Genomic DNA, 19,029 nt, shown 5'->3' on the forward strand with positions numbered 1-19,029 from the left:
CCGGGAAGGGAGAGATGAGGATGTCGTTTGGGTACCGGGTTCTGGTTTGCGCCATTTTGATCCAAACTTATTTCGATTTGAAAACAAAGGCCCGGAAAGGAGGACGAAATTTCCAAATGCGACAAGAAGCGCTTGGCTTCTTGAAGACCGACTGGTTCGAAACGTTGTGTACCGCCATCGATCTTGATCCTTCCTTCGTAAGGAAGGAAATGCTCCGTGCTTCCGCCAATACCCGCAATAGGGCTCCCAGGATTAAAACATAAACAAAAGAAGGGACATGGCTGTCCCTTCCGCTCCGCGTTACTTGAGAACACTGCCGCCGAACACAAACCGATATTCCCAGTGCTTGCCTTCAATGCTATCGATTCTTACCCCGCCGGATTTCACGGAATACGTATGCAAAATCTTGCCATTCCCCAAGTAAATGCCGTTATGCGTGATTCGTTGTGCGGATTTGTCGATTCCGGAATAATTGGAACTTTTGCTTCCTTTATACGACATAAAGAACATGATGTCTCCTGGTTTCAAGTCTCGCCAATTCGTTGTTGTTTTTCCAATTTTTTTTACATATTCGGCTTGTGTCCGGGAATTGCCGGGAAGAATGATGCCGGCCCCGTCTTTAAACGCTTGTCGAACAAAGTCCGAGCAGTCGAAAGTCCTGGTATTGGAGCGGCTGGAACCAAATTCGTAAGGCGTTCCCAAATATTTTATACCGGCTTCAATCACGTTTTTGGCTGTGCCGGCAGCAGTTTGTGCGGTTTCACCGGAAGAGGCGCCTCCCACTGATATGTACCGGCTCTGTGTTGTGACATAACCGGTTTGCCCCTGGCCATCCTTGATTTTGTACCAATAGGGGTTCACCCGTTCCAAAATATTCACATGTTCACCTGCCTGCAAATAACGAATGCGCTCGCTGCTTAGGGAAGGCTTGTCCCGAAAATTGACACTTTTCACGATGACGGCATCACCCTTGGCCGCCGAAGCGGAGTCTTGTCCCAATGAAATCGTTCCGGCAATAAAAGTCGTTACAAACAGTGCCATAGCCAGTTTTTTCTTCATCAACTGCAATTCCTCCTTGTGGATTTGGATAATTCCCGCGGCGGAAAATATCGGCTCGCGGTCTAATCCAAGCCTATCACAGGAGATGCAGTGAACCTGGATGTACATTTTTCCAATCGCTTAATCATTTCTTTAAAAAGAAGCGTTATCCTCATCTGCAAGGAGGTGGGGGTTTGCGCAGCATTCAAATCGGTTCTTTTGTCTTGAACGGACAACTGATTTTGTATTTCAGTTTTGGGGCGGCGGGCTGGTTGATGTTACAATATCGGCTCCGAAACATGCCGGAGCGGGGGTTGATCTTGTCCTGCGTATCAAACGCATTCTGGCTGTGGCTGATCGTCTGGAAAGCGAGCTACCTGCTCTTTCATCCGGTTGAAGCCATCCAACAGCCTGTTTCTTTCATCTATTTCGATGGCGGGGAACGCGGGAAATGGATGGCAAGCCTGGTTGCCGCGGTCTATATTTGGCAGAAGGCTTTGAAGCAAAACATTCCTTTAAAAATGTGGGTCGACATTTTCATCACGTATGCATTCGCGGGTTGGTCGGCCTGCCAAGTGTTGTTATTCATGATCGGGGAGGAGCCGGCCTGGTTTCATGCGGCAAGCGCCGGATTAACAGCGGTTCTTTTCATGTCTTTCTTGTTTTCTTCAAGAGGATCCGATTCGCCAATAGGACTTGCATACGCCATTTGGTTCTCGATTGGACATGCGATGCTATGGTTTCTGGTCCCCGATCGTCCGATGTGGCTTTTGTCCTTCAGTAAACAGCAGTTGATTTTTCTGCTCGTTGCCACGGGTTTGACCGGATGGGCCTGGTTGGACGAGAAGGTGAAAAAAGGAGGTTCTCATGGATAATATTTCGGTTTTCGCAGCCTTTGCCGCGGGGATGCTATCCTTTTTATCCCCTTGCGTCTTTCCGCTCATTCCCGCTTACGTTTCCCATTTGACGGGCTCGTCCTTTCAAGATGGCAAACTGGTCGTGCATCGGGGGAAACTGATTGTTCAGTCTCTTAGTTTTATTGTGGGTTTTAGTCTCGTTTTCATCGCGATGGGGGCTTCGGCAAGCTTTATTGGCCGCTTCTTTGCCCAGGAACGCGATTTGATCCAAGAAATAAGCGGTCTGTTGATTATTGTGTTTGGTCTGCAAATGGCCGGATTATTAAATCTCCGGCTGTTGATGTCCGGTAAAACATGGGAAATCAAAACGAACAGGAGCCGCGGCGCAATCCGTTCGCTGCTTACCGGCGTGGCTTTTGGCGCCGGCTGGAGCCCCTGTGTAGGGTTGGCGTTGTCATCTATTTTGCTTCTGGCCGGGTCTGCCGAAACGCTGTGGAACGGGGTTGGGTTGTTGGCCGTGTATTCCCTCGGATTGGGTATTCCGTTTTTACTGATTTCATGGTTGCTGACGTATTCGCTGCAGTTCATGAAAAAAATGAACAGATGGATACCTCTCCTGTCCAAACTGAATGGCTGGCTGCTCATTGGGCTGGGGTTTCTGTTGTTTACCGGGCAATTGCAGAAGATCAGCGCCTGGCTATCCCAATATACGTTTTGGGAGATCAACTTTTAACGAGTGGAGATGAAACGGATGAAAAAAAGCATGATCGCTGTTCTGGTTTTGATAGGGCTCGTCGTTTATGGCGGATACGATTATTTTCACAAGTCTTCTTCAGAAACCGGAAAAATTGCGGAATCGGGGGAAGCAAACCTGGAGACGGGCATTCTGAAGGGGCAGCTTGCGCCGGAATTTTCGCTTACGGATTTGCAAGGGAATCCTGTTCACCTGTCTGATTTTAAGGGCAAGAAAGTGCTGGTCAATTTTTGGGCGACATGGTGTCCGCCGTGTCGGGTGGAAATGCCCCATATGCAAAAATTTTATGAGGATTACCAATCGAAAGACGTTGTGATTTTGGGTGTTAACCTGACACCTACCGAGGAAAATCCGGATAACGTACAAGCATTTGTGAAAGAGCAACAGCTCACGTTCCCCATCGTTCTGGACAAGGAAGGAGACGTCATGCAAACCTATCAGGTTGTCGCCTATCCCACGACATTCTTGCTGGACTCGGACGGAGTGATTCGGGAAAAGTTTCAGGGCGCGATTAATTACGACATTATGAAAGAAGCTGTTTCCAATATCAAATAAGACGGGAGAGGTTATGCCGCATGAGTCAATCGGTTAAAAAATTGATTTTGTTAACACTATCCGCTTGTCCGATGGGCCGCTCCATGAATACGGTCATCGGAGAATTGCTTGCCTGCAAAAAAGAGCTTGCATATGAAGTCGTCTATGTGGATGTTGACCATGAAACGACCAATCGATATCGCATTAAGATGAATCCCACCACGCTCTTTTTGGATGACAGCGGCGTTGAATTGTACCGTATTGAAGGTTTTAAAGAAACGGAAGAGGTATGGAACTTGATTAGACAGATAGAAGAAGGATCGCTGCGATCGGAAGCGCCGCGGGAAGAAAACCGGGAGACTACCGAAACTTACACGATCTATTTGTTCCAAAACGGCAACGCCGTTCCGGTGGAGACAACGGTGATCAACAAGACTTCCGTTAAAGCGCCAAGAATAACAACGATTCAACAATTGTTGCGCACCCGGCCTGAAGGATTTGACAATCCGTTTCCGGCAGACACTTCGCTTGAGCGGGTTTCCTTTCATCATGATTCTTGCGTCGTAACGCTCCGTTCGACAAATGAAGTGAGCATGGAAGAAACCGATCGGATGAAGACGTTGCTCAATCGTACCTTGGCGGCCTATGGAATTACCGATATCAAATTGGAATGGACGATTTCTCGTTAGCCAATCATGTAAGCAAAGAAGGTTTAAAAGCCTTTTATTATTCCAATGTCGGGTTACCATGGCAAATATCACTCAATTCTGCACTCATCGGTGGAGTTGAAATAGACGTGTCGCTAGATGTCACGATAATCTACCAAATATGATTTGAGAACAAAGACTATCTGGGCCTGAGGAAAAAAGTACTAAACTCTTTCAAGCGATTATTCGACAAATTCAAAAATTTCCCATTTTGGTTCTTGCCTGTTCCACAACCTGGTAATATAATAATAGGTAATAAGTCTGACTTGGATAATGGCAAACCTGTTCGAAAGGCAGGGACGCAAAGCCACGGGTCTTCTGCATAATATTATGCAATGATAGCCGGGTTACCCTACAGTCATCCAGAAGATACTACGTGTTTGGGGTAGTGTCTTTTTTGTTTTTTAGAAAAAATTGACGAAAGGAAGTGATCGTCTTCGATATGTCCTGGGATTAATGTGAGATCGAGGTCTTAGGAAATTCAAACTAACTGAGGGGAGATGTAATGAAGCACAGTAGAGATTTTTCGCAGTTTGACGGAATATTGGCCAATGGGGTGAATCATGCGGTTATTGATGTCGACAATACGATTACCAAAAGCAACATCGTACAGTTTTACTTGTTCATCAAGAGAGAACGCCTGAAGAACCGGCTGCTATGGTGGCTGTTTCTTGTTTACTGCTTGGCTGCGGCTCCATTCTATCTTGCAGTGGATCGTTTGTCGAGAGATTGGTTTAATCACGTATTTGTGCAAAGAAAGTTCGGGAAGTACGCCTATGAACAGCTAGAGAAATACGCTCAAAGGTATTTTGAAGAAATGCTCAAGAGGCAATTTATCGTTCCTGTGCACGATCTCATCTTTTATTTGAAGGAAAAAGGAGTTCAGGTCACGTTGTTGTCAACCAATTTCGATTTGATCGTAAAGCATTACGGAGCGTATTTTCAGGTTCCCTATGTATGTTTGCCCGTCGTTAAACAGGATTCGAGGATTCGAATCGACTTTTCTCAGCTGAAAGGATTTAAGCGCAATTACATCCAACGCTTGAATCCTGCAATGACGATGGCGATTGGAGATTCCAAGTACGATCTGCCGATGCTGGAGCATGTCCATTACCCGATCATCGTGGCAAACAAGAAAAAGAAATGGATGAAGTCGATACAGAGGGAGGCTGTCTTGATTCGAGCATAATTGAAGCCTCTGTCCACGACGGCGCTCCTCTTTAATCGGTAGTCAAAACGATTAAAGGAGTTGGACCGAATGGTCTTTGTACTCATTGCATTGTGGACGATTGCAGCCATTTTGCTGATTATCAATCCCAAAAATGAACCGACACGCTGGGCGGCATTTACCGCATTTACAGGCGGTGGCGGGGGATTGTCGCGCGCGGTAACCGAAACGATCTTGCCCTATCTGGAGCAGTATCAAATCTCTACGCCTTCCCTTGAAGCATTCTTATTAAAGATGCACATGTTCGGCTCGTTTATGAATCATAATGGACTTCCTTATTGTTTTTTGATGTTCGCCGTCAGCTACTCCGGGTTATTCCGCCGTAAAAAGAAAATGATCCTCGCAGGGGTGCTTCCCATCCCGATCATCGGGATGCTTTTCCTCACGTCGTTCACTCCCCCGATCCAGCATAACTTTCAAGCGCTGTTTTTTTGGTGCGTACCTTATCTGATCGTTGGTCTTATCCTGTTAACATACAGTTTTATGAAAGAGAAGAATCCGAAACGGAAAAGAAGCCGTTTATTTTCCAATATTGTTGCATTTCCCCCGATCCTGTTTCAAATCGTGGCGAACTATACATTAAAGGCGTTTTTCGATGTTCAGGAAGTATGGCGGTTTATGCCGTTTGTGATTACGATTCTGCTGGTAACATTTTTGCTCCTCGGCATCAAATATGGCGTACTCGGCGTCCGGATAAAGTTCGAAAAGGACCGGTTGGACGGTACGATGCGCGCCATCTCGTACGGGACAAGCATATTGAACCACACGATTAAAAATGAGGTCGGAAAAATCCGGATTGTCGCCGATCAGATTCGAAATCTGGCAGCTTCGTCTCATCAGGAGAAAATTGCGAGCGATGCAGCCGTTGTGCTTGATTCGACCAAGCATATGCTGGATATGGTGCCGCGCATTCAAAACCGGACGCAAGATATCATGCTGAAAGAGGGGATTCATGAGGTAACGGACATCCTAAGCCGCGCGCTTTCGATGACGAAAGTGTTCTTGGAAAAGCGGAGCGTTCAGGTTCATACGGATGTTGATAATAAGGCGATTTATCTACTCTGCGATCCGGTTCATCTTCAGGAAACGTTCCACAATATCATCGTCAACGCGGATTAACCCCTTAAGTTTGGACAGATGCTCACGAAAATAAGCTCATTCTTCGTTTTTCATTGCTTAAAAAGTTCCACCGCTTGCCATTGACTCGGAGCCTCCGCGGCGGATGGATTCTTTGCGAAAGGGCGAAGCCTACAAGTTTTCGCAAGGCAAATGAGCCTATCATCCGCCGCCACTCCATGTCAATGGTTCGCCTGACGGCCAAGCTCCCTGCATTACAGGTGAATCGATGGAATAATCAGTTCTTTTCTCTTGTAAAATTCATGTGGCGATAGAAAATGGATACCGGAATGAATACGGGTTTCGTTGTAAAAGCGAATAAACTTTGCCACTTCTTCATAAGCTTCGGCATACGTTTCAAATTCGTGCTTGGACAAACATTCGTCTTGCAAGATGCGATGGAAGGCCTCGATATGCGCATTCATGTTGGGCGTTCGGTTCGGAATACGCTCGTGTTCGATGCCGAGCTCTTCACAAGCGCGTTGAAAGGCGTAAGACGTAAACTGAGGACCGTTATCTGTACGGATGACCGGCTTCTGATCGGTCGCATAGTGTTTTCTTTTCCATAAAGCCTGCTTTAACGTTTGAACGGCATCTTTGCCCTCACAGCGTAATCCGATATGGTAATCGATGATGGAACGATCATAGACATCTATAATCGACAAGATGAAGAAAAAACGTTGTTCCCCTGTAATGAAGCCGTACTTCAGATCGGCTTCCCACAACTGGTTGGATGCAGTAACTGTCCGGTTTTGAGCCAGTCGCTTTGGATAATGAATTTTCTTCACGCGCTGAGGACGAAGAACCTTCATCGCCTTGCATAACCGATATACTTTCTTTTTATTAATGATCAGATGATAATAGCGGCGCAATAAAATCGTCAGCTTAAGGTAGCCATAAGAAGCCCCTTCATTTTCGATGAACTGCAAAAGCCAAGCCTGTATTTGCTCATCCGGCACAGGAGTGCCTTGCTTTGTATACGAGTAGCCCGGAATCGGTCTACCCTCACTTACACGTTTCTCAGCTGTTTTGTAACTGGTCTGGTAATAGTACGTTGACCGGGCTACACCCACAATTCGAAGGACTTTCACAATCGGATATCCGAGGTTAATCCATTTGCGGGCTACTTCAATTTTGTCAGCAAGTGAGGGTTTTTCTTTTTTATGAGATCACGTAAAATGGCAATTTCGAGATCCTTTTCGCCTAGTAGTTTTTTGAGTTGCTCATTCTCCTGGGATAACTGCCGATTTTCCATCGTGATTTCCGATACGGAAACGGAATGTTCTTCCGGTATCGAAGAGGTCTTTTTACCCTCTTTATATTTGCGAACCCATCTCCCAAGCATATTGGCATTGATTTCGTATTTACGTGCCACAAGAGTTGGACTGCCGACTTCGATCGCTTCCAAAATGATTTTTTCTTTCAATTCGGGACTGTATTGTTTACGTTGCATATTACATTCCTCCCTAACACTGGACATTGTACTTCAAAGACCTTATTCTGTCCAAGTTCATTAGGGGGCTAAAAAGAACGCGGCCGAAGCGATGGAGCCGGGAGGAATGTTGTTCATTTCGGTATGCGAAACGCGGAAGCATCTTACGATCGTCTTTAAGGATAACGGAAAGGGAATATCACAAGACGAGCTTACCTATTTGTTCGATCCATTTTATTCGACCAAACATCGCAAGCAAAACTTCGGTCTCGGATTGACGTACTGCTACAATGTTATTCAGCAGCATGACGGATCGATCGATATTCAAAGCGAATTGAATGTCGGGACGTCGGTCGTAATTCAAATTCCACACAAAAGGATTCGATCCCATTCGCTTCCGTTAACCGAGGTGAGGGACATTGGATCAAATCAAGGTTATGTTGGTTGAGGATGATGCCGTCTGGCGTGACCAACTCACAAGTTTCCTGAGCCGCGAGCATGATCTTGTCGTCGTCGGTTCGGCGGCGAACAGGGAGGATGCGGTTCATCTCGCCAGGCTTAGTGACGCGCATGTTGTGCGCATGGACCTTATTTTATCCGATAATGGGTATGACGGACTTGAAGCGGCCATGGATATTTTGGAAATAAAGCAAACCAAGATCATTATGCTGACCGGCATCGACGAGGAAGAGGCAATTATGGATACGTATGCGGCAGGGGCAGTCAATTATGTAACGAAGGCCCACTTCGAAGATATTCCCTGCGCTATTCGCGCTGCCTACAATAATTTGAATTACATTCATCCGGATTCGGCTGGTGTGCTGGTGAAGGAATTTCGGCGGATGAAAAGAGAGCAACGTAGTAAGCAGTTAACCTCAGCCGAGCAGGAAATATTAAGGTTCATTCATAAAGGGTACAAGCAATCAAATATTCAAAGCAAACTGCATGCAACTGAAAGCACCATAAAAAAGCATGTGAATCGTATTCTGAAGAAGCTGGGAACCCGCTCCAGCCGTGAAGCTGCCCGAAAAGCCAAGCGTCTTGGGATAATTGATTAGAATCTCAAAGCAAACAGTCCGGCTTTTAATGGAAGACCGGGCTGTTTTTCTGTCCTACAAACATTAAGCTTCTTCTTGAGTTAAAGACGAACAAATTCATTTGACTAGAATAATTTCATCTTGACATACCCTAAGGGGGTATAGTATATTTGTTGTGGGGTGATAAGTCGTGGCGAACCAAGAGGAATTGCTACCGGATGAAGCTGACCGTTCTTGTTGTTCTCCAGAAAGCGAAAGGAAAAGCCATCATTCGGACAAAATGAAGAACAACTTGATATCCCGTTTGAACCGTATCGAAGGCCAAATTCGCGGAGTTAAAGGGATGATTGAGAAGGATACTTATTGTGACGATGTACTGAACCAGATCGCGGCCATTCAGTCAGCCTTAAACAGCGTTGGCAAGCTTTTGCTTGAAGGACACATGAAAAGTTGTGTCGTGGAACGCATCCAGGCCGGAGAACATGAAGTCATTGACGAATTGTTGATTACGGTTAATAAATTAATGAAATAATGAAATCATAAATATCGGAGGGATTTGTATGAAACAAGCAACACTTAAAGTGAACGGTATGTCCTGCCAACACTGTGTCAATTCCATTGAGAAAGCCTTAAAAGAAATAGGTGCGTCGGCTCGTGTTGATCTGAAAGGCAACTCGGTTACTGTAGAATACGATGAAAATAAATTATCCTTGGATGCCGTGAAGGAAGCCATTGAAGAACAAGGCTACGAGGTTGCCTAACAGGCATGGGGGGTCACTTGCTGGTGGCCTTTCTTTTTATTATTATAAATACCCTATAGGGGTATGAAAGAGGCGGTTTACATGCAAAACACGGAATCCCCAAAAAAACAGCAAACGACCTTGCAAATATCGGGTATGACTTGTGCCGCATGCGCAAACCGGATTGAGAAAGGATTAAACAAACTGGAAGGTGTATCGGAAGCGACAGTTAACTTTGCTCTCGAGCAGGCGTCCGTTACTTACGATCCGGATAAAGTTAAACTTCCCCAAATCGAGCGGAAAATTCAAGAGATCGGATACGATACCGTCAAAGAAGCCGTTGATTTTGAAATCAGCGGCATGACCTGTGCCGCCTGTGCCGCCCGGATTGAGAAGGGGCTCAGCAAACTGCCCGGAGTGTACAAAGCAACCGTCAATCTGGCACTGGAGACGGCACGAGTAGAATATTCACCTGCTGAGGTGTCCGCTTCGGATATGGTGAGGAAAGTGGAGCAGCTCGGCTACAAAGCAGCGATAAAACAGGAAAAACAAGAGTCTGCAGACCACAGAAAAAAAGAAATCAAGAGACAACAAAAGAAGCTTCTCATTTCCTCCCTTTTGTCACTGCCGCTGTTATGGGCAATGGTCGGTCATTTTTCGTTTACCGCCTGGATCTGGGTGCCCGAATTGTTCATGAATCCGTGGTTTCAATTGCTTCTGGCAACGCCCGTTCAATTTATCGTCGGCCGGCATTTTTATATCGGAGCGTATAAAGCGCTTCGGAATGGCAGCGCCAATATGGATGTTTTGGTGGCGCTCGGCACGTCGGCCGCTTACTTCTATAGTCTTTATTTAACGGTTCAATGGGCCAACCAGGCTGGGGCGCATCATGTGCCTGCTATGTACTACGAGACAAGCGCCGTGCTGATTACGCTCATTGTTCTCGGAAAACTGTTTGAAGCGTTAGCGAAAGGCCGTTCATCGGAAGCCATCAAAACCTTGATGGGATTGCAGGCCAAGACCGCACTTGTCGTTCGCGACGGTCAGGAAGTTTCCATACCGATAGAGGAAGTTGCCGTAGGTGATGTTGTAATCGTGAAACCCGGCGAAAAAGTGCCTGTTGACGGAATCGTGCTTGAAGGTTCATCTTCTGTGGACGAGTCGATGCTGACGGGTGAAAGCATTCCTGTCGGTAAGCGGCAGGGCGATCCGGTGATCGGAGCCACCATCAATAAAAACGGCATGCTCCGCATTGAGGCAACCAAAGTAGGAAAAGAAACCGCGCTTGCGCAAATCATCAAAGTCGTCGAAGAAGCGCAAGGTTCCAAAGCGCCGATTCAACGGATTGCGGACGTGATCTCGGGTATATTCGTTCCCATTGTCGTCGGGATTGCTGTGATCACCTTCCTGGTGTGGTATTTCGGTGTCGAACCCGGTCATTTTTCCGGCGCTTTGGAAAAAGCGATAGCGGTGCTTGTCATCGCTTGTCCGTGCGCGCTCGGATTGGCAACGCCAACCTCCATTATGGCCGGCTCTGGCCGCGCGGCGGAGCTCGGAATTCTGTTCAAAGGCGGAGAACACCTGGAATCGACGCATAAAATTACAACTGTCGTGTTGGATAAAACCGGTACGGTAACGAAAGGCAAACCCGAGCTGACGGATGTTATCGTTTCGGAATTTATCGATGAAAGCCGCTTTCTTGCTTTGGTGGGAGCGGCCGAAAAAAACTCCGAGCATCCGCTTGCGGAAGCGATCGTAGCCGGCGTGCGGGAAAGAAACATCGTTCTGCCGCAAACTGAAGCGTTTGAAGCCGTTCCGGGTTATGGCATTCGGTCGGTCGTCGAAGGCAAAGAGGTTCTGATCGGAACAAGAAAATGGATGGTCAAAAATCAGATCGATGCGGAATCGGCTTTCGCAACGATGAATGCACTTGAGGAATCGGGAAAAACCGCGATGCTTGTTGCCGTTGATGGGCGTTACGCCGGTATCGTAGCGGTGGCTGACACGATCAAAGACACTTCCAGGCGAGCCGTTGCCCGGTTGAAAGAACTCGGCCTCGATGTCGTCATGATCACCGGTGACAACGAACGAACCGCCCGTGCGATTGCAAGGCAGGTCGGGATCGACCGGGTACTGGCGGAAGTGCTGCCCGAAGGCAAAGCGGATGAAGTTAAGAAATTACAGCAATCGGGCAGGAAAGTGGCGATGGTCGGCGACGGCATCAATGACACCCCGGCACTTGCCACAGCCGATATCGGAATGGCCATCGGTACGGGTACCGACGTTGCCATGGAAGCTGCAGATGTGACGCTGATGCGCGGCGACCTGAACAGCATTCCGGATGCTATCTTGATGAGCCGGAAAACAATGCGAAATATTAAACAAAACCTGTTCTGGGCTCTTGCTTATAATGTAGTCGGCATTCCCATCGCAGCAGCAGGATATTTGGCTCCTTGGCTGGCAGGCGCGGCGATGGCGTTCAGTTCGGTTTCGGTCGTACTCAACGCACTCAGGCTGCAGCGAGCCATTGTTAAATAAGGGAGTGAGGGAATTGGCTTATTAAGAAATTTGCCCTCTCACCATCTGGCAATAATAACAGAATTCTCAGGAGAATGCTGAAAGATGATAAAAAAGTGGATTACACTTCTCGGCTACGTGGCGGCCATCATCGTGATCGTCATGAACAAAGGTCCGATCCTTCGTTGGTTGGATGCTGAGAGTGCTAATCATCTTCTACTGCTATTTGGTGCAGCTGTATTATTGGCCCTGATTCCTATTGTCCCTTATGGCGTTGTTGCCGGAATAATGGGGGCCAAATACGGCCCTTTTTGGGGAGGATTCCTGAATGTCATTAGCTCCACCCTTGCAGCCGCTCTGCTATTCTTGTCTGTGAGGACGGTTTTTCAGGAGCAGGGAAGAAGGCTTTTGTCAAAATACAAGCGAATGGACCGGTTTACGGAGTTGATGGAACGGAACGCGTTTCTCGCGGTTTTGACGGCCCGTCTTATCCCCTTTGTACCTGCTGCCGCTGTAAATGTTTACACTGCAATCAGTCGAATGAGATTTGGACCTTTTTTTGCGGCTACGTTGCTTGGGAAAATACCTGTTATGTTTGTGTTTGCCGTCATTGGAGACCAATTGCTCTCCGACTTGCGTGATGTTCTTTGGACATCATTGATCTATGTTCTCTTTCTTTCCGTAGTTTTTCTTATTTATTGGTTTTTCCGGAGACGATCAAACAACAAATCCAAGTCAGCCATTCAAGGTTAGACTATACCCCGCGCCTCCGGGCTCGATCCAAGCCATGCGCGGCTTTGATTTTCGACAAACATAAGGTTGATAGTGAGCAAAACGTATTCGGATAAGAGGGCGATGATGTGATCATCGGGTTGGTCGTCTCCTGCTGCAAAATACAAAAGACAGAGGTAAAAGAAGGGGCGGTTATTACCGATAATTATCAGCATGAATTAGCATAAAATCTGCAAAAAACATGGCCGCAATTTACTTGCAACCATGTTTTCGTTGACTTTTACGGAACCTGGATTGTATAGGGGACAATGAAGGTTTTACCTTGATGTTTAAACTGCCCCCATAACTTATAAATCCCGCTTGCAGGGAATGCTGTTCCAAATTTAGCCTGTGGTCCAGTTGCCTTTTCTTCCAGGGGGTGGTTATGAATGTATTTTTCTGCGTCGGCACTCAAAATAACGACGTGACCCACTGCACCTAAGTACGGTTCAAGGTTTGTAATCGGTTGTTTCGTACTGGCATCAAGAAAATTGAATGTCATGGTCAGTTCTTTTCCTGCCTGAAGCTGGTCGAAGGATAAAGATACTTCTTTCCCTTCAACGACTTTGGTTAAGTTAGTCTCCGGTGTAAGTGGCTGAGCGGCAGGAACATCCCCGGAGACTTTGACCCATTGACTTTCCGTTTTCGCTTCACCGCCCTCTGGGATAAAATCAGCGATGAGTTTATAATCTCCCCCTGTTGGGAATTGAGTGCGAATTTGGAACAGCCCTTTTCCCTTGTAATCAGGATGGATATGATTAAAAAATGACAGATCTTTATTAACAACGATTAAATGCATTTGTTTTTCATGACTGACTTGAAATTTCTCAATCGGCTTCCCCGTATTATCCTGGATCTGAATGGAAATCTGTTCGTCCTTTCCGCTTTGCGGTGCAGAATCGGCAAATTTCCAAACGGCCTGAACTTGCGACGTATTGGTTGATTCTTTTCCGCCGGACGGCTGATTATGTTGATTGTGATCCATGCCCGGCATCGTCTGATTTTGCTTTGGTTTTTGAGCGCAGGCTGAAAGCAGTACAATGGTCAAACAAATGACAAATAACCAGCGAAAGTTCACGTAAACCGACCCCTTATTTCGGTTGTTTTGAAAAAAGGGAGCAGTTGCTCCCTCTGCCATGATTAAGCAGCCATTTTTCTGCACTCGTCGGCGCATTTTTTGCAAAGATCGGCACATTTTTGGCAATGTTCATCTTTGAATTTGCCGCATTCCGCGGCGCAAGCATCGCAAATGGTTGCACATACATTACAAATTTGCTTGGCATACGAACTATCCCGTGACATGAATTGAGATGCCAACGAGCATATGTCTGCGCAGTCCCGCAGTAACTGAATGCAGCGGACTCTTGCCTGTACATCGGGTTCATTCAAACAGGCGGTTAAGCAATGTTCACAAGCTTGAAGGCAGGCGTTGCAAGCATCGATACAAGTTTGACGTTGAGCTGTATGCATCATGACAGACATGAAAAAGCTCTCCTTTCCAAAAACTGTGATGGTGTTAAACACATCATTTAGATTTCCCAAGCGAACCTTCAATATTCGTCAGTATAGGACATCCAATCCGTATCTGGGGGGTATCATTATGGATGAACGTAAGAAAATCATACCTGCACTTCGCTACAATTGGTTGACATCGCTTTACGATCCGATAATGCGTTGGACAATTCGTGTAGAGACTTTTAAACATCAGTTGGTGACACAAGCAAATATCAGAGACAGGCATCGGGTACTTGAACGGGGACGCTTACACTTCTGATCAAAAAAATCCATCCGGAGCCAAAGTGGATGGACTTGATGGGGATGAGAAAGTGTTGGAGATTGCCCGTCATAAAATGTCTAAGCTTCATTCCGATATTCAATTTGTTCACGGATTCTCGTTCGAACTGCCTTATCCGGAGAATGCGTTCGACCGGGTTATCTCCAGCTTGATGTTTCATCATTTGACGCGGGAAGATAAAAGCAAAACGTTACATGAGGTTTATCGGGTTCTGCGGCCGGGCGGAGAACTGCATATTGCCGATTGGGGCAAAGCCCAAAATGCTATCATGCGAACCGCATTCTTTTCTGTTCAATTACTTGACGGGTTCCTTACAACGACCGATCATGTAACCGGTGTGTTTCCGGAACTGATCCGAAAGGCTGGTTTTGCCGACGTCAAGGAGGAGAATCGATTCATGACGGTATATGGTACCCTATCTTTATATAGCGCTAAAAAATTGGACTAATGTTACTTTGGAAAACGAAGGTAGACCGTTGTACCTTTGTCGCTTTCGATCCACACTGTACCGCCATGCGCCTCAACTAACTTCTTGACAATCGTCAGGCCGATTCCGGCGCCGCCCATTTTCCGGTTTCGTGATTTGTCCACCCGATAAAACCGTTCGAAAACATACGGCAAATCGTTCGGGGCAATGCCAGTTCCCGTGTCTTGTATAGCAATGAGAACCGTATCGTTTTCGTCTTGCACCTGTATTTTGACCTGCCCTTTTTCAGGTGTAAATTTGAGTGCGTTGGTTAAAACATTGACCAATACCTGTATGAAACGATCCCGATCGACATGCAGGCGGACAGAAAGATGGGGCATCACGTCGAGTCGAACGCCTTTTTCCATAAACGCAGCAGCTACAATGCCCAAACTTTGTTGAATGAGCGTCGATAGATCTTCCGGTTTACGCTGCAAGCGAAAATGAGGGGAGTCCATCACCGTTAATTGTTCCAAATCGGCGACTAATGCGATGAGACGTTCAGTTTCTTCGTAACAAGCTCGCAGCCGTGCAGGCGTCGGATCCCAGATTTGGTCCAGCATGGCCTGCATATGGCTTTTCAGAGTGGCGAGAGGCGTCCTTAATTCATGGGCGATGTCTTGTGTCATCGTGACACGTAATTTCTCTTGTTTCTGTAATTGTTCCGCAAGGTGATTTAAAGCTTTCCCAAGATCGGCGAGTTCGTCGTTGCCTCGGATGCTTGTCCGAACCGTAAGCTTTCCTCGTGTGATTTGTTCCGCCGCGTTTTTCATTTCTACGAGAGGTGCTGAAAGACGTTTGGCAACATAAAGGCTGATCATGATGGACAGAAGGACGGCTCCAACTAAAGTCCACATCATCGATTGAAGCAGAGCTTGTTCCAGATGGTAAGCCAGCCCCGGCAGGCTGTGATCCATCCCGTACTGGTCTTGGTACAATCTAAAATGATAATGGGTTCCTGCCATGAAGCTGATTCCCGCAATAAGCAAAATTCCCGATGCAACCCCGATCAAAAGCAGGGATAGGCGAAATTGCAACCCGCGTTTCATTATACACCTCCGACAAATCGATAACCTTTCCCATAAACGGTATGAATGTACTTCGGTTGTTTGGGATCGGGTTCAATTTTCTGGCGCAAATTTTTGATGTGCTGATCGATGGCGCGAGCATCCCCTTCGAAATCGAAGCCTAGAACTTTCTCCACCAATTCTTCGCGGGTAAACTGCCGCAGCGGGTGACGAGCCAGGACGAGCAGCAGTTTATACTCGCTTGGGGTCAAATTAACCGGTTCGCCGCGAGAAAACACTTCATTACGGGCCGAATCGATAACCAATTCGTCATTGTGAAACGAGATTCGGTCTGCTAACAAGTAATGATCATCTGTCCGGCGCAGAATGGCCCGGACCCGGGCCACCAACTCGCGGGGATCGAATGGCTTCGTCATATAATCATCAGCACCAATCGTGAGCCCCTGTATCCGGTTTTCTTCGGCAACTTTGGCGGTAAGCATCAGAATGGGAACGGATGAAAGTTTGCGTATCGTTTGACAAACCTGTTCGCCGGGAAAATCCGGCAGCATCAAATCAAGGATGACCAGATCGATCGGAGCGTTTCGTACCATTTGTAACGCCTCCGTTCCTGTACCGGCTTCCAAAGTACGAAACCCGTCTTTTTGCAAATAAGAAACCACCACATCACGTATTTTGTCTTCGTCATCTACCATTAAAATCGTCTTCATCATTGTTTCACCCTTGTTAAGCATTTTGTATTATTATGACAAAAAGTACAGACTAACACGAGGAGGGAGTTAAACTTGTGCAATTATATATAATTATACTACAATATGTAGTGTTATGATAAAATGATGCGGGAATGTTTTTATCCTTGCAAAATGTTTATTTATCAGAATGGATCTGGAAGGAGATTTGCTTTGTGATGAGGTTTCTATTTATTGGCTCGTCCGTTCTGTTTGTCTTATTTTTATACTTCTTTTTTTCATTCAATACAAAAGCGAAGCAACTGAGCAATGCCAAAAAACAGGAAGACCGCGAGAAGAGGCTTCAATTCGCAAAAAAGGCTAACAGTTTAAAATGGGCATGGATCGTAGCTCTGATCGGTGTCCTTATAAGCGGTGTCTTCACGCTGCAAAGTAAAGGAGCAAAGACAATTACCATGCCCCACCTTCATGGATTGGGTTATTCTTCAGATGGACAGCGAATCATGATTCCTTCTCATGATGGGCTGAAAGTGTATTCGCAAGGAACGTGGTCGGAAGCATCAGGAGAAAAGCATGATTACATGGGATTCACGACCGTGAGTAACGGGTTCTATAGCAGCGGACACCCGGCGCCCGGGTCAAACATGAAGAATCCGTTAGGAATCGTGAAAAGTTCCGACGAAGGAAAAAGTCTTGAACATCTTGATTTATACGGGGAAGTTGACTTTCATCTCTTGAATGCCGCCTATAATACACACACTCTGTACGTCTTTAACCCGGAACCGAATACACGTCTCAAAACGGCGGGTTTGTATTATACGATGGATGAAACGAAAACCTGGACCAAATCTGAGATGAATGGTTTGACCGATGAGCCTGTTGCATTGGCGGTCCATCCGACCAACGATGCGATCGTGGCGGTTGGAACTAAAAAAGCATTGTATCTTTCGAAGGATAGCGGAAACCTTTTCGAAAAAGTGGCAGATTTGCAAGTGACAGCTCTTTCTTTTAATCAGCAGGGGGCATTGTTTATTGGTGCCTATAAGCAAAACGGCGAACTTTATGAGATGGATCCGGCAACAAAGCAAATGAAGGAGATAACCATTCCTGTTCTCGTTGAAGACGCCGCAGCTTACGTTGCACAAAATCCGGTCAACGATAAAGAGCTCGTTTTCGCTACGTATAAAAAAGATGTTTATTTATCCAAGGACAAGGGAATCAATTGGACAAAAATTGCCGATCAAGGAAAAGGGATGTGAGGGGCGCGATGAGCGAAGGATTCGACCATTAACTTTCGTTTGTAAGGAAAAGAAACGCTTTACTTCTTACGCGCCGCATTGGTCGCCGCGGCAGCGGTTTGGATCTATTACAAAAAGCGGAAACGCTTTTCGAATAAAGGAAGTGCATCTGAATGAACGATTGTTGTAAAAGTTCAGCGGCTTCTCAACGGAGCGTTATGCGATGTCCTATTTGTAACTTCAAGAGAAAAAGTGTGCAGCTTATCACGCTGAAAGCTTTGCTTATTCCATCTGCTTTGGAAAGACTCGATCCGGAAGCGTCATTTGCCTTTTGCCCCAATTCCTCGTGTTCTGTTGTGTATTTTACAGAGGGTTCATTTTTTGACAAAGGGGATCTAAAAGTTCCAGTGTTTCAGAAGGATGAAGCGCCCAATGTTTTAGTTTGTTACTGTTTCGGGTGGACGAGAGAAAAGCTTTTCAAGGCATCTCAGCAAAATGTCAATCCCATTGATCAAATTCGCGGGCACGTCCAAGCTAACCGCTGTGGCTGTGAGGTTAATAATCCGCAAGGCAGTTGTTGCTTAGGTAACGTCACCGAAATTGTAAATCAATGGTTGGGGAAGATCGAAAAGGCTTAACAAAGAAGGTCGAGGCAAGTTAAAGGAATGCTCGGTGCACAAAATGATAATCCTAATGATGGGAGGTATGTATCATGATGGACGGATCAACGATGATGGATGGTTCCATGATGGGCATGATGTGTATGATGATGGTGCTCGGATTACTTTTGTTGATCTTAGCTGTTGGCGTATCTGTTTACGTGGTTGTCCGCTTGTTAATGAGGAAAAGCAAGGTGGAAGATTATCCCCTCATGATATTAAAAGAACGTTATGCCAAAGGTGAACTCAGTGATGAAGAGTTCGACCATAAACGTAAATTATTAGAAAACTCCGACAAGGAAAGATAATAGAAGAATATGCAGAACTACGGGAAAGGGGTTTCTCATCAGAAAGTAGGAATAGGCCTCAATTTCTTATGCAACCGATACTGAACATGCAAAAAGGGAACGGATGAGCGTCCGT

22 protein-coding genes, 1 pseudogene and 1 riboswitch are annotated in these 19,029 nt (G+C 46.3%); of the genes and pseudogenes, 16 read left to right on the forward strand and 7 right to left on the reverse strand.

From position 1 onward, the window contains the following. Nucleotides 1-300: 300 nt before the first annotated feature. Nucleotides 301-1,059, reverse strand: coding sequence for a C40 family peptidase (locus PVA01S_RS11300; RefSeq protein WP_062494073.1), 759 nt, complete (start codon nt 1,057-1,059; stop codon nt 301-303). A gap of 173 nt (nt 1,060-1,232) precedes the next feature. On the opposite strand from PVA01S_RS11300, the gene PVA01S_RS11305 reads away from it, so the two are divergent. The 6 genes from PVA01S_RS11305 (at nt 1,233) to PVA01S_RS11330 (ending at nt 6,237) form a co-directional block, all read left to right on the forward strand. Then, nucleotides 1,233-1,913 carry a hypothetical protein gene (locus tag PVA01S_RS11305; RefSeq protein WP_127607643.1) on the forward strand — a complete coding sequence of 227 codons (681 nt, stop codon included), beginning with the start codon at nt 1,233-1,235 and terminating at the stop codon, nt 1,911-1,913. Next, on the forward strand, nt 1,906-2,628 hold the full coding sequence (locus tag PVA01S_RS11310) for a cytochrome c biogenesis CcdA family protein (protein WP_127607645.1): 723 nt from the start codon (nt 1,906-1,908) through the stop codon (nt 2,626-2,628). Before PVA01S_RS11305 ends, PVA01S_RS11310 begins: the two co-directional genes overlap by 8 nt. Nucleotides 2,629-2,646: 18 nt before the next feature. Further along, nucleotides 2,647-3,204 carry a TlpA disulfide reductase family protein gene (locus PVA01S_RS11315; protein WP_127607647.1) on the forward strand — a complete coding sequence of 186 codons (558 nt, stop codon included), beginning with the start codon at nt 2,647-2,649 and terminating at the stop codon, nt 3,202-3,204. 20 nt (nt 3,205-3,224) lie between these two features. Next, nucleotides 3,225-3,872, forward strand: a complete 648-nt coding sequence (locus PVA01S_RS11320) for a thioredoxin family protein (protein ID WP_127607649.1) — start codon at nt 3,225-3,227, stop codon at nt 3,870-3,872. Between the two features lie 283 nt (nt 3,873-4,155). Beyond that, nucleotides 4,156-4,245: riboswitch (cyclic di-GMP riboswitch) on the forward strand. A gap of 150 nt (nt 4,246-4,395) precedes the next feature. Further along, nucleotides 4,396-5,079: a haloacid dehalogenase-like hydrolase gene (locus tag PVA01S_RS11325; RefSeq protein ID WP_127607651.1), complete on the forward strand. Its 684-nt coding sequence runs from the start codon at nt 4,396-4,398 to the stop codon at nt 5,077-5,079. A gap of 69 nt (nt 5,080-5,148) precedes the next feature. Further along, the gene (locus PVA01S_RS11330; RefSeq protein ID WP_174817578.1) at nt 5,149-6,237 is read left to right on the forward strand and encodes a histidine kinase; all 1,089 of its coding nucleotides are present in this window, start codon (nt 5,149-5,151) and stop codon (nt 6,235-6,237) included. Between the two features lie 212 nt (nt 6,238-6,449). Here the strand turns inward: PVA01S_RS11330 and PVA01S_RS11335 are convergent, their stop codons facing one another. Continuing rightward, nucleotides 6,450-7,325 (reverse strand): IS3 family transposase, encoded by an 876-nt coding sequence (locus tag PVA01S_RS11335; protein WP_164751801.1) that lies wholly within the window; start codon nt 7,323-7,325, stop codon nt 6,450-6,452. A gap of 32 nt (nt 7,326-7,357) precedes the next feature. Beyond that, nucleotides 7,358-7,687, reverse strand: coding sequence for a transposase (locus PVA01S_RS11340; RefSeq protein ID WP_127607655.1), 330 nt, complete (start codon nt 7,685-7,687; stop codon nt 7,358-7,360). A gap of 85 nt (nt 7,688-7,772) precedes the next feature. Here PVA01S_RS11340 and PVA01S_RS11345 point away from each other — a divergent pair. The 6 genes and pseudogenes from PVA01S_RS11345 to PVA01S_RS11370 all read left to right on the forward strand — a co-directional run. Further along, a pseudogene (locus tag PVA01S_RS11345) lies at nt 7,773-8,114 on the forward strand (sensor histidine kinase); the annotation flags it as partial. Continuing rightward, complete coding sequence (locus PVA01S_RS11350) at nt 8,086-8,724, forward strand: response regulator (RefSeq protein WP_127607656.1); 639 nt, start codon at nt 8,086-8,088, stop codon at nt 8,722-8,724. The pseudogene PVA01S_RS11345 and the gene PVA01S_RS11350, both read left to right, overlap by 29 nt. Before the next feature lie 169 nt (nt 8,725-8,893). Next, complete coding sequence (locus PVA01S_RS11355) at nt 8,894-9,235, forward strand: metal-sensitive transcriptional regulator (protein ID WP_082655297.1); 342 nt, start codon at nt 8,894-8,896, stop codon at nt 9,233-9,235. Between the two features lie 28 nt (nt 9,236-9,263). Continuing rightward, nucleotides 9,264-9,464 (forward strand): copper ion binding protein, encoded by a 201-nt coding sequence (locus tag PVA01S_RS11360; RefSeq protein WP_019007631.1) that lies wholly within the window; start codon nt 9,264-9,266, stop codon nt 9,462-9,464. An 81-nt stretch (nt 9,465-9,545) separates the two neighbouring features. Continuing rightward, entirely contained in the window at nt 9,546-11,981 is a 2,436-nt protein-coding gene (locus PVA01S_RS11365) for a heavy metal translocating P-type ATPase (RefSeq protein ID WP_127607657.1), read from the forward strand. An 84-nt stretch (nt 11,982-12,065) separates the two neighbouring features. Further along, the gene (locus PVA01S_RS11370) at nt 12,066-12,713 is read left to right on the forward strand and encodes a TVP38/TMEM64 family protein (RefSeq protein WP_019007633.1); all 648 of its coding nucleotides are present in this window, start codon (nt 12,066-12,068) and stop codon (nt 12,711-12,713) included. A 259-nt stretch (nt 12,714-12,972) separates the two neighbouring features. Here PVA01S_RS11370 and PVA01S_RS11375 read toward each other — a convergent pair whose 3' ends face one another. Both PVA01S_RS11375 and PVA01S_RS11380 read right to left on the reverse strand, forming a co-directional pair. Further along, on the reverse strand, nt 12,973-13,809 hold the full coding sequence (locus tag PVA01S_RS11375) for a hypothetical protein (RefSeq protein ID WP_062497031.1): 837 nt from the start codon (nt 13,807-13,809) through the stop codon (nt 12,973-12,975). A 62-nt stretch (nt 13,810-13,871) separates the two neighbouring features. Continuing rightward, complete coding sequence (locus PVA01S_RS11380) at nt 13,872-14,213, reverse strand: four-helix bundle copper-binding protein (RefSeq protein WP_082655639.1); 342 nt, start codon at nt 14,211-14,213, stop codon at nt 13,872-13,874. 317 nt (nt 14,214-14,530) lie between these two features. On the opposite strand from PVA01S_RS11380, the gene PVA01S_RS11385 reads away from it, so the two are divergent. Continuing rightward, complete coding sequence (locus PVA01S_RS11385; RefSeq protein WP_244932937.1) at nt 14,531-14,974, forward strand: class I SAM-dependent methyltransferase; 444 nt, start codon at nt 14,531-14,533, stop codon at nt 14,972-14,974. Nucleotides 14,975-14,976: 2 nt separating this feature from the next. Here PVA01S_RS11385 and PVA01S_RS11390 read toward each other — a convergent pair whose 3' ends face one another. Together PVA01S_RS11390 and PVA01S_RS11395 are read right to left on the reverse strand one after the other, a co-directional pair. Further along, the gene (locus tag PVA01S_RS11390; RefSeq protein WP_019007636.1) at nt 14,977-16,041 is read right to left on the reverse strand and encodes a sensor histidine kinase; all 1,065 of its coding nucleotides are present in this window, start codon (nt 16,039-16,041) and stop codon (nt 14,977-14,979) included. Then, a complete protein-coding gene (locus PVA01S_RS11395) occupies nt 16,041-16,730 on the reverse strand; it encodes a response regulator transcription factor (RefSeq protein WP_019007637.1) in 690 nt (229 codons plus the stop codon). Before PVA01S_RS11395 ends, PVA01S_RS11390 begins: the two co-directional genes overlap by 1 nt. 197 nt (nt 16,731-16,927) lie before the next feature. Here PVA01S_RS11395 and PVA01S_RS11400 point away from each other — a divergent pair, with 197 nt between their 5' ends. From PVA01S_RS11400 to PVA01S_RS11410, 3 genes are all read left to right on the forward strand, one after another. Continuing rightward, nucleotides 16,928-17,968: a F510_1955 family glycosylhydrolase gene (locus PVA01S_RS11400; protein WP_062494063.1), complete on the forward strand. Its 1,041-nt coding sequence runs from the start codon at nt 16,928-16,930 to the stop codon at nt 17,966-17,968. Nucleotides 17,969-18,120: 152 nt separating this feature from the next. Continuing rightward, nucleotides 18,121-18,585: a putative iron-sulfur cluster-binding metallochaperone gene (locus tag PVA01S_RS11405; RefSeq protein ID WP_082655296.1), complete on the forward strand. Its 465-nt coding sequence runs from the start codon at nt 18,121-18,123 to the stop codon at nt 18,583-18,585. A gap of 74 nt (nt 18,586-18,659) precedes the next feature. Further along, nucleotides 18,660-18,914, forward strand: a complete 255-nt coding sequence (locus PVA01S_RS11410; protein ID WP_062494061.1) for an SHOCT domain-containing protein — start codon at nt 18,660-18,662, stop codon at nt 18,912-18,914. Nucleotides 18,915-19,029 lie beyond the last annotated feature (115 nt).

Origin of the sequence: Paenibacillus validus NBRC 15382 (assembly GCF_004000985.1) — a bacterium.
In the GTDB taxonomy this organism is placed as follows: Bacteria; Bacillota; Bacilli; order Paenibacillales; family NBRC-103111; genus Paenibacillus_G; species Paenibacillus_G validus.